This window comes from Kitasatospora cinereorecta, from assembly GCF_024172095.1.
GTDB classification, from domain to species: domain Bacteria; phylum Actinomycetota; class Actinomycetes; order Streptomycetales; family Streptomycetaceae; genus Kitasatospora; species Kitasatospora cinereorecta.
The window spans coordinates 709,437-722,441 of record NZ_JAMZDX010000003.1; the positions used below are offsets into that span (position 1 = coordinate 709,437).

The following is a 13,005-nucleotide window of genomic DNA, read 5'->3' on the forward strand; positions in this document are numbered from 1 at the left end:
CCACATGCGCACTCCCCGAAAGAGAAGGCTGATCGCCGCCGGCACCGCATGGGCCGTCGCAGCGGCCGGCGCCGTCGCCCTCAGCTTCGGCCTGGCTTCCTCGGCCACGGCGACGGAACAGCTGGTCAACGGCGGTTTCGAGAGCGGCTCCCTCGGCCCCTGGAGCTGCACCGGCGCCACCGGCTCGGTCGTCACCGGCCAGGCGCACACCGGCAGCTACGCCCTGGCGGGCGCGGCGTCCGCCAGTGACAGCGCGCAGTGCAGCCAGACCGTCACCGTCCTCCCCAACACCACGTACACCCTCAGCGTCTACCTGAAGGGCTCGTACGTCTACCTCGGCGTCGACGGCGGCACCTCGACCTGGACGCCCGGCACCGGTGGCGCGTACCAGAAGCTCAGCGTCGCCTTCACCACCGGCGCGAGCCAGACCAGCGCCACCGTCTACACCCACGGCTGGTACGGCCAGGGCACCTACTACGCGGACGACGTCTCGCTGGACGGGCCCGGCGGCTCCCCCTCGCCGTCGCCGTCGCCGTCGCCGTCCGCATCGACCAGCCCGTCGGCCTCGGCGTCGCCCTCGACCAGCGCGAGCCCGTCCCCGTCCGGCTCCACCTCGCCGTCGCCGACCGGCCCGCCGCCCGGCGGCGGACTGCCCACCCACGCCCTGGTCGGCTACCTGCACGCCAGCTTCGCCAACGGCGCCGGCTACACCCGGATGGCCGACGTGCCGGACTCCTGGGACGTGATCGACCTGGCGTTCGGCGAGCCGACCTCGGCCACCTCCGGTGACATCCGGTTCAACCGCTGCTCGGTCTCCGAGTGCCCGAGCGTCGAGTCGGACGCGGACTTCAAGGCCGCCATCGCCGCCAAGCAGGCCCAGGGCAAGAAGGTGCTGATCTCGATCGGCGGCCAGAACGGCCAGGTCCAGCTGACCACCACCGCCGCCCGGGACGCCTTCGTCTCCTCGGTCTCCGCGATCATCGACAAGTGGGGCCTCAACGGCCTGGACATCGACTTCGAGGGCCACTCGCTGTCGCTGAACACCGGCGACACCGACTTCAAGAACCCGACCACCCCGGTGATCGTCAACCTGATCTCCGCACTGAAGACGCTCAAGGCCAAGTACGGCCCGAACTTCGTGCTGACCATGGCCCCGGAGACCTTCTTCGTCCAGCTCGGCTACCAGTACTACGGCTCCGGGCCGTGGGGCGGCCAGGACCCGCGGGCCGGCGCCTACCTGCCGGTCATCTACGCGCTGCGCGGCGACCTGACCCTGCTGCACGTCCAGGACTACAACTCGGGCTCGATCATGGGCCTGGACAACCAGTACCACTCGATGGGCGGCGCCGACTTCCACGTCGCGATGACCGACATGCTGCTCAAGGGCTTCCCGGTCGCGGGCAACACCGCCAACATGTTCCCCGCCCTCGCCCCCTCCCAGGTGGCGATCGGCATGCCCGCCACCACCAACGCCGGCAACGGCTACGTCGCCCCGGCCGAGGTGGACAAGGCGCTGGACTGCCTCACCAAGGCCCTCAACTGCGGCAGCTACGTCCCGCGGTCCGGCGCCCAGCCGAACCTGCGCGGCCTGATGACCTGGTCGGTCAACTGGGACAACTTCGGCGGCCGGGAGTTCTCCAAGAACTTCGACTCCTACTTCGGCTGAGCCGCGCCCCACGGGCCGGTCACCCTCGGTGGCCGGCCCCTCCGGCATTCGCGGGCCGACCCGCGCCGTGTCTAGCCTGGTCCCAGGAGGTGATGGAGATGCTGGCAGACGCACCGCTGCTCGCGATCATTCCGGTCGCGGACATGGCACGGGCCAAGCGCTTCTACCGCGACACACTGGGGCTGACCCTCACCAGGGAGAGCGGCCCGGATGTGTCCTTCACCAGCGGCGGCCACGAGTTCGGACTCTACGAGACCCCGCACGGCGGCCAGGCCCAGCACACCCTGGCCAGCTGGAAGGTCGCCGATCTCGACGCCGAGATGACCGAGCTGCGGAGCAAGGGGGTCGTCTTCGAGGAGTACGACCTACCGGGGCTGAAGACCCTGGACGGGGTCGCCGAGGCCGACGGCATGCGGGCCGCGTGGTTCAAGGACAGCGAAGGGAACATCCTGTGCGTGAACGAGGTGCGCGAGGCGTAGCACCCGGTCAAACGCCGAAGGGCCTCCCGCGTGATGCGAGAGGCCCTTCGACCGTCTGTGCGCCGCCAGGGACTCGAACCCCGGACCCGCTGATTAAGAGTCAGCTGCTCTAACCAACTGAGCTAGCGGCGCCTGCTGACGAAGAGAACATTACCTGGTCAGCGGCCGAAACTCACAATCGGCCACCCACCACCGGCCAGGGCCGGAGCACCACCGCCCCCCGCATCCGCCCGCCGGCCGCCAGCCGCCGGGCCCGCCCCGCCCGCTCCAGCGGCAGGACGGCCGCCACGTCCGGCCGCACCGCGCCCTCCTCCCACAGTTCGACCAGCGGCAGCAGGTGCGGCGCCGACCGTCCCGCCGCCATCGCTGCCGCGGCCGCCCCGCCGAGCCGGACCGTACGGCCGGGCGCCGGGTCGCCGACCGACGCCGGATCGCCCGCCACCACCAGCACCGCGTCCACCCCGTCCGACCCGGCCGCCGCCACCCGGTCCGGCCGGACCGGACGGGCCCCCAGGAGGCGCAGATGGGCGTGGTCCCGGGGCCCCGCCGCGGCCAGCACCACCGCACCGCGCGCCCGCGCCAGCTGGACCGCCAGCGGCCCGGCCCCGCGCCCCGCCCCCAGCACCAGCAGCCGCTCGCCGCTGCGCAGGCGCAGCGCCGTCAGGGCCGGCAGGACCGCCTGCCCCGCCCCGGCCAGAGCCGCCGCCTGCGCCCATGGCAGCCCCTCCGGGCGGGGCGTCAGCCGGGCCCCGTCCACCGCCGCGAACTGCGCCCAGGCGCCGGCCGGCGCGTGCCCGAGGACGTGGTCGCCCACCTCCAGCCCGAACGACCCCGGCCCCAGCTGCACCACCACCCCGGCCAGCCCGCCCCCCGGCACCCCGTCCGGCACCCCTGCGGCCTCCCCGCCGACCTCCACCGCGCACACCTGCAGCAGCACCTGGCCCTGGCCCGGCCGGGGCGCGGGCAGCTCGACCAGCCGCGGCGCACCGGGACCGTCGAGCACTGCCGCGAGCATGGGCGGTCCTCCCGTCCGGCGAGCCGCCCAGGGCGGTCAAATCGTCACATTTATCCTGATCCGGGAACCGTGGAGACGCATTCCGTAACTGGAGACGCATTCCGTAACTGCCGAGAGGACCGGGTCCGTGGGCCAGCTGTCACTGCTCTTCCTGGTGCTGCTCGCCTCCGTGGTCACCATGCCGCTGGCCCGGCGCAGCGGAGTGCCGCAGCCGGTGCTGATGACCCTGCTGGGCATCGTGATGGCGCTGGTGCCGCAGATCCCCAACGTCCGGGTCGACCCGGAGCTGATCCTGCCGCTGGTGCTGCCACCGCTGATCTTCGCGGTGGCCCGGCGCTCCTCCGCCCGCTACTTCCGCGCCAACATCCGCTCCATCCTGCTGCTCGCGGTGGCGTTGGTGATCGTCACCACCACGGTGGTCGCCGGGGTGTTCGACGCCCTGGCGCCGGCCGCACCACTGGCCGCCGCCGTCGCGCTCGGCGCGCTGATCTCCCCGCCCGACCCGGTCGCCGCCGTCGCGGTGGCCGGCTCGGTCGGCCTGCCCCGGCGGCTGGTCACGATCCTGGAGAGCGAGGGCCTGTTCAACGACGTCACCGCGATCGTCGTCTACTCGCTGGCCGTGGAGGCCGTGGTGGACGGCGACTTCTCGGTGGAGCACGCGCTGCTGCGCTTCCTGCTCTCCGCCGTGGTCGCCGTCCTGGTCGGGGTCGCACTCGGCTGGGCCAACGCCCGGCTGGCCGCGCTGCTGGACGACCCCACCCAGCAGGTCGCGCTCAACCTGCTGGTCCCGTTCGGCGCGTACACCCTGGCCGAGGAGGCGCACGGCTCCGGCGTGCTTGCCGTGGTGGTCTGCGCCCTCTACCTCGCCGACCGGGCCGCCGACGCCGACGAGGTCTCCTACCGGCTGGTCGGAAACGCCTTCTGGGAGATCGTCGAGACCCTGATCACCGGCGTCGCCTTCGGCCTGATCGGCCTGGAGCTGTCCACCGTGCTCGCCGACGTCCGCACCAGCTGGCGCGGGATGGTCGGCGACACCGCCGCGGTGATCGCCGCCGTGGTGCTGGTCCGGCTGCTCTGGCTGCTGCCCGCCGGCTGGGTCTCCGAGCAGTGGAGCCACGGCCGGGAGGACACCCCGATCAGCTGGCGGGAGAGCCTGGTGCTCTGGTGGTCCGGCATGCGCGGGGTCGCCACCGTCGCGCTCGCCCTCGGCATCCCGCTCACCGTGCACACCGGCGCGCCCTTCCCCGAACGCAGCGAGATCGTCTTCATCGCCTTCAGCGTCGTCCTGTTCACCCTGGTGGTGCAGGGTTTCACCCTGCCCTGGGTGGTCCGGCTGCTCGGCCTGGACACCGGCCACGACCTCCACGAACAGGCCGTCCGCGAACTCTGGTGGCGGGCCGCCAAGGCCGGACTGGTCCGGCTGGGTGAACTCGAACAGGACGAGGAACTGCCCCCCGAACTGGTCGAACGGCTCCGCGAGCGCCAGCACGACCGGCTCGCCCGGCTCTGCCCCGAGAAGTACGAGGAGGAAGAGGCCCTGGAGGCCCGGCAGCGCGGCGAGAAGTGGCGCGCCGCCTTCACCGTCGAACAGGAGATGATCGCCGCCTCCCGCCGCGAGGTCCTCACCGCCCGCGGCGAGGCCGGCGCCGACCCCGAGGTCGCCGACCAGGTCCTGCGCCGTCTCGACCTGCAGTCGGCACGCAAGTGACGGCCCGGCAGCGGGCCCCCCTTGGCATAGGGTGGACCGCGGGCAAGGCCGTCAACGGAGTCGGCGCACACACACCCCGGTACCGCCGGCCCCGCGCAACCCTCCCGCCGGGCCCTGCCGGTAAACCGCAATCCGGATGACGCAAGGAGACACCGAATGTCGGAGAACCCTGCCAACGGCCGCACCCCGCTGGACCGCACCCCGCAGTGGGCCGCGCTGGGCAAGCACCGGGCAGAGCTCGGCGAGCAGCACCTGCGCGGGCTGTTCGCCGCCGACCCCGAGCGAGGGACGCGCTACACCCTGCGCGTGGGCGACCTGCTGGTCGACTACTCCAAGCACCTCGTCACCGACCGGACGCTCGAGCTGCTGCGCGAACTCGCCGCCGCCACCGGCGTCGCCGAGCTGCGCGACGCCATGTTCCGCGGCGAGAAGATCAACATCACCGAAGACCGCGCCGTCCTGCACACCGCGCTCCGCGCCCCGCGCGACGCCGTCATCACCGTGGACGGCGAGAACGTCGTCCCCGCCGTGCACGCCGTGCTCGACAAGATGGCCGCCTTCGCCGACCGCGTCCGCGGCGGCGAGTGGACCGGCCACACCGGCAAGCGGATCCGAACCGTCGTCAACATCGGCATCGGCGGCTCCGACCTCGGCCCCGCCATGGCCTACGAGGTGCTCCGCTCCTTCACCGACCGCGGCATCGACGTCCGCTTCGTCTCCAACGTGGACGGCGCCGACCTGCACGAGGCCGTCCGCGACCTGGACGCCGCCGAGACGCTCTTCATCGTCGCCTCCAAGACCTTCACCACCATCGAGACCATCACCAACGCGGTCTCGGCCAAGAACTGGCTGCTCGCCGAACTCGGCGCCGGCAACGACGCGGTGGCCAAGCACTTCGTGGCGCTCTCCACCAACGCCCAGGGCGTCGCCGACTTCGGCATCGACGTGGCCAACATGTTCGAGTTCTGGGACTGGGTCGGCGGCCGCTACTCCTACGACTCGGCGATCGGCCTCTCGCTGATGATCGCCATCGGCCCGGACCGCTTCCGCGAGATGCTGGACGGCTTCCACCTCGTCGACGAGCACTTCCGCACCGCGCCCCCCGAGCAGAACGTCCCGCTGCTGCTCGGCCTGCTCGGCGTCTGGTACGGCGCCTTCTTCGACGCCCAGTCGCACGTGGTGCTCCCGTACTCCCACTACCTGTCGAAGTTCGCCGCCTACCTGCAGCAGCTCGACATGGAGTCCAACGGCAAGTCCGTCGACCGCGACGGCAACCCCGTCAACTGGCAGACCGGGCCCGTCGTCTGGGGCACCCCCGGGACCAACGGCCAGCACGCCTACTACCAGCTGCTGCACCAGGGCACCAAGGTCATCCCGGCCGACTTCATCGGCTTCGCCCGCCCGGTCGCCGACCTGCAGCCCGGCCTGGTCGCCCAGCACGACCTGCTGATGGCCAACTTCTTCGCCCAGACCCAGGCGCTCGCCTTCGGCAAGACCGCCGAGGAGGTCGCCGCGGAGGGCGTCCCCGCCGAGCTCGTCCCGCACAAGACCTTCCGCGGCAACCACCCCACCACCACGGTCCTGGCGAGTGAGCTCAGCCCCTCCGTGCTCGGGCAGCTGATCGCGCTGTACGAGCACAAGGTGTTCGTCCAGGGTGCCGTCTGGAACATCGACTCCTTCGACCAGTGGGGTGTCGAGCTCGGCAAGGTGCTGGCCAAGCGGATCGAGCCGGTGCTGCTGACCGGCGAGGGCGCGGACGCGCTGGACAGCTCGACGGCGGCGCTCGTCGACACCTATCGGACCCTGCGCAACCGGTGATGCTTTGACAGGGGCGCGGGGAACTGCGCGAAACGGGAGACAGCTGAGGTAGAGCCCTTCCGCCGCGCGCAGTTCCCCGCGCCCCTGGGTTCACGTGATCTCCCCCCTTACCGGCCGCCGGGGAGGTGTGGCAGGAGGCTGGCCGGGTCCGCCGGTGAGGGGGTGGCGGAGGCGGTCGGGGTGGGGGCGGGGTTCGGGTTGCGGCCGCGGTCGGGGCCGATGCCGGCGGTGAGGACCAGGGCGCCGATCACGGTCGCGACCAGCGCGCCGGCACCCAGCAGGGGCAGCAGCCGCCGCCACCGCGCCGCACGGCGGTGCGCCCGCAGGGCGGCCGCCTCGGCGTCGCCGAGTTGCGCCTCCCATGCGGCCCAGTCGCCCTCGTGATCCCCCCACGCCATGGCCGCGGACATTAGCAGCCCGCCCCGGGCGGGTGGCAACGGGTACGACGCTCCGTCAGGGCCGGGAACGCCGAAGGGCCTCCCGCGTGATGCGAGAGGCCCTTCGACCGTCTGTGCGCCGCCAGGGACTCGAACCCCGGACCCGCTGATTAAGAGTCAGCTGCTCTAACCAACTGAGCTAGCGGCGCGTGCTGACAGAGGAGACTCTAGCAGTGGGCGGCCCCGGCGCCAAAATCGAATACGCCCGGCCGTGCCACCGCCGGTTCAGCCGTCGTTCGGCCTGCCGTCACACCCGCACCGTACGGTCCCCGGTCCGGCCCCGGGCGGCCCGTACGCATGCCCACAGCACCACCGCGGCGCCCGGCAGCCAGGGCTCGCGGGTGTCGGGGGCGACGATCCAGCGGCCGGCGCCGAGGCCGGGGGAGTCGGGGGCGTCGACCATCCGCTGGACCGGCGGGACGGTGACCGCGTCGCCCTGGCCGTGGCAGAGCAGCGGCGGCACGTCGCGCGCCCACTCCTCCCAGGCGAGCAGGGTGCGCAGGCGGGCCGCCGCGCCCGGCTGGACGAACAGCAGGGTCCGCCCGCGGTACGAGGCCACCGGGCCGCAGCCGGGACCGGACGACCAGAGTTCGTCCAGCACCTTGCGGCCGAACACGGCGGGCAGGCTGATCACGTCGAAGACCTTCCCGCAGGGCAGGACGGCCGGGGCCCACGGGCGCGACTCCCACAGCGCGCGCATGCTGCGCGGGTACTCGCTGGCCGAGGCGAGCCAGGACTCGCCGGCCACGGTGACGTACTCCACGGATTGATACGTCCAGATGTCCACGCTGTCAGCGTGGCGCGAACGGCCGGGGACCCGGAGGGAAAGCCGGATTCGCCGGACACCGGGCCGTCCGCAGGCGTACCCTCGCCCCGCGCATATGCCACTGGCGATCCGGACGGCCCGCAGCAGAGGCCGGCAGGGCCTAGTGCAGGCCCTCCGCGTGGCGCTGCTTCTGCAGGCCGCGGCCGTACTCGACCATGCGGGCGGCGTAGTCCGGGGTCCAGTCGGCGCGGGCGCCGATCTCGGCGGGGGTGAGGGAGTCGAAGCGCTTGGGGTCGGCGAGCTGGGCGGCGGCGAGGGCCTGGAAGTCGGTGGCGCGCTCGGCGGCGGCGCGGAAGGCCAGGGTCAACTCGGTCGCGCGGCGCAGCAGTTCGCCGGGGTCGGTGATGGTGTCCAGGTCGAAGAAGCGTTCCGGCTCCGGCTCGCCGGCCGGCGGCTCGAAGATCAGCTGGGCCGGGCGCAGTCGCCGGCCCTGGGATCCCGGACCCGGGGCGGCCGGCGCGGGGGTGCCGCTCTGGTCGGACGCCTGCGTGTGGGGATCGGGCATGGTGGGGCACCTCCGGGTGTGGGCGGGGGTCGGCTTGGCGAACGGGCCGCCGTCCATTGTCCCCCGGCGGCGGCCGGTAGCGGAACGGTGCGCGTGCGGTTGCTATTCCCCGTCTTCCGGCGCTCACCGCCGACCGCGCGCGGGCGGCGCACCCGGCCCCCGGCGGGCACCGGCCCGGCCGGGAGCGGCCAGGAGCGGCCGCTACCCCAGTCGGACCCGGTGCCCGGCCAGATGCGCCAGCACCGCGTGGTTGGCCTCCCAGCCGTCCGGGAAGGCGACCGGGACCCCGAGTTGCACCGGTTCGGTGGCCGGGTGCTCGTCCAGCAGCTCGGCGATCCCGGCCCGGGCCACCACGATGCAGGCGTGCCGGTGCCGGGAGGCGAGCACGCACAGGCGCCCGGTCTCCAGGTGGAAGGCGGTGGCGTCCGGCCGGCCGGAGAGCGGGTGGAGCACCACGGTCACGTCGTACTCCCGGCCCTGCAGCCGGTTGGCGGTGTCGACGGTGACCGCGGGCCCGGCCGCCGGGTCGACGGGGACGCCGAGCGCGTCCAGCGCGGCGCGGACCGCCGCCGCCTGGTCCCGGTGCGCGGTGCCGACCGCCACCCGGCCCGGGGTGAGCGGCGTCGAACCCTGCTCGGAGTGCGCGGTCAGCCCGCGCTCCAGCAGCCGCCGTACGGTGTCGGCCACCGCCGCGACGGCCTGCGGGTCGGTCCGCACGGTGCGCCGGGCGGGCAGCTCCAGCAGCGCCCAGCCGTGCTCGGCCGCCTCGTCGATCGCCGCGTCCACCGCCGAGCCGTCGGAGCGCACCCCGCAGGTCAGCCGCCGTTCGCCGGGACCGGTGCCGGACCGGAACGGCGTGTACGGGTAGAACGCCGAGGAGATCAGCGGGGCCGCGGACGCGGGCAGCCGCCAGGACACCGGGAGCCGGTGCGGTGCGATCGCCGGGTTGTGCGCCAGCAGCGTCACCACCGCGGAGCTGGACGGGTCCCAGGAGAGGCCGGCCCACTGCTCGGTGCCCACCACCGTGAACGGGTCCAGCTGGCCCGGGTCGCCGACGAACAGCGCCCGCTCGAACAGCCGGGCCACCGCGAGCAGTGCGTCCGAGCGCATCTGGTACGCCTCGTCCACGATGGCGTGCCGCCACGGCGCCTCGGTCCGCACCCACTGCCACTTGGCCGCGGTGGAGATCACCACGTCCTGCTCCAGCAGGTCCTTGACCTTCTCCGAGGCGGTCACGTTGGTGTGCCGCAGCGCCTCCGCGGCCGGGCGGCCGTCGCTCGCGTGCAGGCGGCCGATGGTGAGGTCGGGGGCCTTCAGGGCGAGCCGGTCGACCAGGTCGTCCACCTGGCTGTTGGTCTGCGCGACGATCATCAGCCGCTCGCCGGCGTCGACCAGCTCGCGGGCGGCCCGCACCACCAGCGTCGACTTGCCCGCGCCGGGCGGGGAGTCCACCACCACGCCGCGCGGGGCGCCCGGCGCGGGGGAGACCACCGCGCGCAGGATGCCCGACACGGCCGCGTCGGCGGCCTCGCCGGGGGAGCGGTGGTCGGTCGTCTCCAGGCTCATTCCCACTCCTCCTCCGCGCCGCCTGCCGCGCCTGCCGTGCCCGCCGCGTCCGGTCCGCCGCCGGGCGGCCCGCCGTGCGTCCACGGGGTGTCCTCCGGCTCCGGCAGCGGCGCGGACTGCCGCGGCGCCAGCTCGAACAGCGTGAACACCACGGTGTCGCCGACCTCCGGCACGCTGCCCGGCTCCGGCTCCTTCTTCCGGCCCATCCCGGACACCAGCCGGACCAGCACCTCGCCCGGCGCCGACCCGGCGATCTCGCCCCGCTGGGCCGGTTCCGCGTGCGCCCGGTGCACCTCGCGCCCGGCGTCCGCGTGCGGCCGATCCGGCGTGCGCACGGTCAGCACCGGCCGGGGCTTGGACCGCGGACCCGCCGAGTACTCCAGCGCCACGTCGGTCACCACCCCGGCGAACGCCTCGCCGGCCAGCCGGTGCTCGGCCATCGCCAGCGGATCGTCCAGCGCCTCCTGGATGTCCAGCCGGGCCTGCTCCCGCTCGCGCTGGGCCAGCTTGCGCGCCGCCGTCACCGCGTCGTCCCGCTTCGGCTGCGGCGGCTCGCCCGCCGCCAGCCGGTCCCGGTGCCCGGTGTACGACCAGCGGTCGCTCTCCCAGCGGTCGGCCAGGTGACCGGCCGGCGGCAGTGCCCGCAGCAGGTCGAGCCCCTTCCAGAGGTCGTTCCAGGTCGGCTCCAGCACCGCGAACAGCGCCGCCTCCAGCTGGGACCTGGCCTCCTTCACCAGCACCTCGGCCTGCTCCGCGTCGTCCTGACGGTCGTCCTGACGGGCCTGGCCGTCGCTCCGGCGCAGCGCGGCCACCGCCGCGTCGTGCCGGGTGATCGCCGGGCCGAGCACCAGCTCGTCGAACTTCGGGTCGGTCGCCGGACCGGCCGGCGGGCGGACCAGCTGCCCCGCCGCGTCCCGCTCCGACTCGGCCAGCTCGGCCGCCTCGGCCCCGGTCAGCTCCGCCGGCGGCGCGTGCCAGGACAGCTGCGCCGCCAGGTGCTGGTCCTCCAGGTGGCTCTGCCCGGTCGCCCAGTGCCGCGCCAGCAGCGAGGTCATCGGCAGCAGCAGGCTGGAGCCGGGCACCTGGGCCCGCTCGGTCAGGTGGGTCAGCCACCGGCCCATCAGCGGCACCTGGGTCGGCGCCGGGTACGGCCCGGGCTCCGGATCCTCCGCCGTGCGCCGGAACCGGGTGGAGCGGCCCAGCAGCGCCAGGTGGTGGACGGCGCCCCCGTTGGGCACGATCAGCTGCGGCGCGTCCGCGCACAGCTCGCGCACCACCGGCACCTTCTCGCCGCTCTCCGGGTCCTTCTCCGACCCCTCCAGCAGCTCCACCTCGGCCCCGAAGGACTCCAGGTACGGCAGCAGGTCGGCGGCCATCGCCGCCAGGAACTCGAAACGCTGGGTGCGGTTCAAGGGCTGCGGCACGATGTGCAGCCGCGGCGCCAGCCGGTCGGTGCCCAGCAGCACCGCCAGCGGAGCGCCCGACTCACCGGCCGCCGCCAGCGGCACCAGCACCATCGGACGCTCGGACAGGTGCCGGTGGCGGACCGTGGCCAGCGGCTGCGCCCGGCCCGCGCGCACCGCCTCCAGCCGGGCCAGCGTGGTCAGCAGGCTCACCGCCCACCCCCGCCCGGCCCGCTCGCGCCGGACGCCCCGGACGCCGTGGACGCGCCGGCCGGCAGCGCCGTCAGCGCCTCAGCCCGCAGGCCCGCCGCGTACGCCAGTCGCTCGGCCGCGTCGTCCCCGTCCCCGTCCCCGGCGGCGCCGGCGGCCGCGGCCAGCGCCTCGCCGACCGTCCGGATCGCCCCCAGCTCACCGCGGACCCCGCGACCCAGCTGCTCGACCACACCCGAGCAGCGGGCCTGCGCCCGGCAGTGGAAGCCCAGCTCGCAGGTGGAGATGCAGTCCGGGCTGTACGCCGCCGGGACCGCCTCCACCGCGGCCGCCAGCTCCTGCGGCGGCCGGGTCGGCGCGCCGCTGTCGTCCGCCTCCAGGTCGAAGGTGGTGCCCGGCGGCAGCGCCGCCAGCAGCTCCTCGACCCGGGTCAGCCGGGCCAGCTGCCGGCGGGTGGTGGCCAGTTCGCGTCGCACGTCCACGGGCGCGGCGGTCGGCCGGTTGGTGAAGTCCCGCGGGCAGACCAGCAGGACCACCGGCTCCGGCGAGCCGGGCAGCGCCTGCTCCGCGTACGGGTCGGCGCTCGCCGCCACGCCCGCCAGCTCGGCCGCGGTCTGCTGCAGCGCCAGCACGTACACCGCCGCCTGCCGGGCGGCGGCACCGACCTTGGCCGGGTCGGCCGTGCCGTCGAGCACCGGGAAGGACTTGATCTCCACCACCGTGCAGCGGCCGCCGTGCACCACCAGCGCGTCCGGCTCCAGGTACGCCGGGCTGCTGGCCACGGTGAGGCGCAGCATCGGGTGGTCCAGCAGCGTCCAGGCGGCCGGGTCGGCGGCGGCCTCGGCCAGCACCTGGCGGGTCCGCTCGGCGCGGACGGCCGGGGTGGCGCGGCGCAGCAGGTCGGGGACCGCGGGCGGCTCGGCGCCCTCCGGCGGCAGGCCGAGGTGGCGGCGGAGCGGCTCCAGCAGGGCCGCGTAGCCGTCCTCCTTCAACCGGGCCTCGAAGACGTTGCCGCGGGTGATCGCGAACGGGGACTGGCCGAACGGCGCGGGGCGGCCCAGCCGCCCGGCGATGGCGGCCTTGTCCACCCCCGCGGCGTCCAGCAGGGCGCGGCGGCGGCAGCCGGGATTGGCGGCGAGCGCGGCGAGGGCACGGGCGTCCAGACTGCGCTGCGGCGCCCGGCCGCGCAGCTCGGCGAGCCGCTGCAGCGGCGACTCGGTCTGCCCGAAGAGCGAGACGTTCATGGTGCGGCCCAGTGTCGCATCCGGCACTGACAATCCGGCCACGCGGCGTCCCTCCCGCGGCCCGGCCCGGCCGTGCGCGATCATAGGGACGGCCCTCAATGGCGAGCCAGGCCAGCACCACCCAGCCG

The 13,005-nt window shown here is 74.4% G+C and carries 11 protein-coding genes and 2 tRNA genes; 4 read left to right on the top strand and 9 right to left on the bottom strand.

Annotated features, from left to right (window positions below; all coding sequences use genetic code 11):
* Window positions 1-4: 4 nt before the first annotated feature.
* On the top strand, window positions 5-1,666 hold the full coding sequence (locus tag FHR36_RS16795; protein WP_253798023.1) for a chitinase: 1,662 nt from the start codon (window positions 5-7) through the stop codon (window positions 1,664-1,666).
* A 98-nt stretch (window positions 1,667-1,764) separates the two neighbouring features.
* Entirely contained in the window at window positions 1,765-2,145 is a 381-nt protein-coding gene (locus FHR36_RS16800) for a VOC family protein (RefSeq protein WP_253798024.1), read from the top strand.
* Between the two features lie 58 nt (window positions 2,146-2,203).
* Here the strand turns inward: FHR36_RS16800 and FHR36_RS16805 are convergent.
* Window positions 2,204-2,277 (bottom strand) — tRNA-Lys (locus FHR36_RS16805).
* 40 nt (window positions 2,278-2,317) lie between these two features.
* Window positions 2,318-3,160 carry an MDR/zinc-dependent alcohol dehydrogenase-like family protein gene (locus FHR36_RS16810; protein WP_253798025.1) on the bottom strand — a complete coding sequence of 281 codons (843 nt, stop codon included), beginning with the start codon at window positions 3,158-3,160 and terminating at the stop codon, window positions 2,318-2,320.
* Between the two features lie 127 nt (window positions 3,161-3,287).
* Here FHR36_RS16810 and FHR36_RS16815 point away from each other — a divergent pair, with 127 nt between their 5' ends.
* The gene (locus FHR36_RS16815) at window positions 3,288-4,868 is read left to right on the top strand and encodes a Na+/H+ antiporter (RefSeq protein WP_253798026.1); all 1,581 of its coding nucleotides are present in this window, start codon (window positions 3,288-3,290) and stop codon (window positions 4,866-4,868) included.
* A 156-nt stretch (window positions 4,869-5,024) separates the two neighbouring features.
* Complete coding sequence (gene pgi / locus FHR36_RS16820; protein WP_253798027.1) at window positions 5,025-6,686, top strand: glucose-6-phosphate isomerase; 1,662 nt, start codon at window positions 5,025-5,027, stop codon at window positions 6,684-6,686.
* 107 nt (window positions 6,687-6,793) lie between these two features.
* On the opposite strand, the gene FHR36_RS16825 is transcribed toward pgi, so the two are convergent.
* From FHR36_RS16825 to FHR36_RS16855, 7 genes are all read right to left on the bottom strand, one after another.
* The gene (locus FHR36_RS16825) at window positions 6,794-7,084 is read right to left on the bottom strand and encodes a hypothetical protein (RefSeq protein ID WP_253798028.1); all 291 of its coding nucleotides are present in this window, start codon (window positions 7,082-7,084) and stop codon (window positions 6,794-6,796) included.
* Between the two features lie 114 nt (window positions 7,085-7,198).
* Window positions 7,199-7,272: transfer RNA gene (locus FHR36_RS16830), tRNA-Lys, on the bottom strand.
* 98 nt (window positions 7,273-7,370) lie between these two features.
* On the bottom strand, window positions 7,371-7,910 hold the full coding sequence (locus FHR36_RS16835; RefSeq protein WP_253798029.1) for a bifunctional DNA primase/polymerase: 540 nt from the start codon (window positions 7,908-7,910) through the stop codon (window positions 7,371-7,373).
* A 139-nt stretch (window positions 7,911-8,049) separates the two neighbouring features.
* A complete protein-coding gene (locus FHR36_RS16840) occupies window positions 8,050-8,454 on the bottom strand; it encodes a DUF8844 domain-containing protein (protein WP_253798030.1) in 405 nt (134 codons plus the stop codon).
* 201 nt (window positions 8,455-8,655) lie between these two features.
* Entirely contained in the window at window positions 8,656-10,020 is a 1,365-nt protein-coding gene (locus FHR36_RS16845) for an AAA family ATPase (protein WP_253798031.1), read from the bottom strand.
* Entirely contained in the window at window positions 10,017-11,636 is a 1,620-nt protein-coding gene (locus FHR36_RS16850; RefSeq protein WP_253798032.1) for a hypothetical protein, read from the bottom strand. The genes FHR36_RS16845 and FHR36_RS16850 overlap by 4 nt, the downstream gene beginning before the upstream one ends.
* Window positions 11,633-12,877 carry a hypothetical protein gene (locus tag FHR36_RS16855; RefSeq protein ID WP_253798033.1) on the bottom strand — a complete coding sequence of 415 codons (1,245 nt, stop codon included), beginning with the start codon at window positions 12,875-12,877 and terminating at the stop codon, window positions 11,633-11,635. Before FHR36_RS16855 ends, FHR36_RS16850 begins: the two co-directional genes overlap by 4 nt.
* Window positions 12,878-13,005 lie beyond the last annotated feature (128 nt).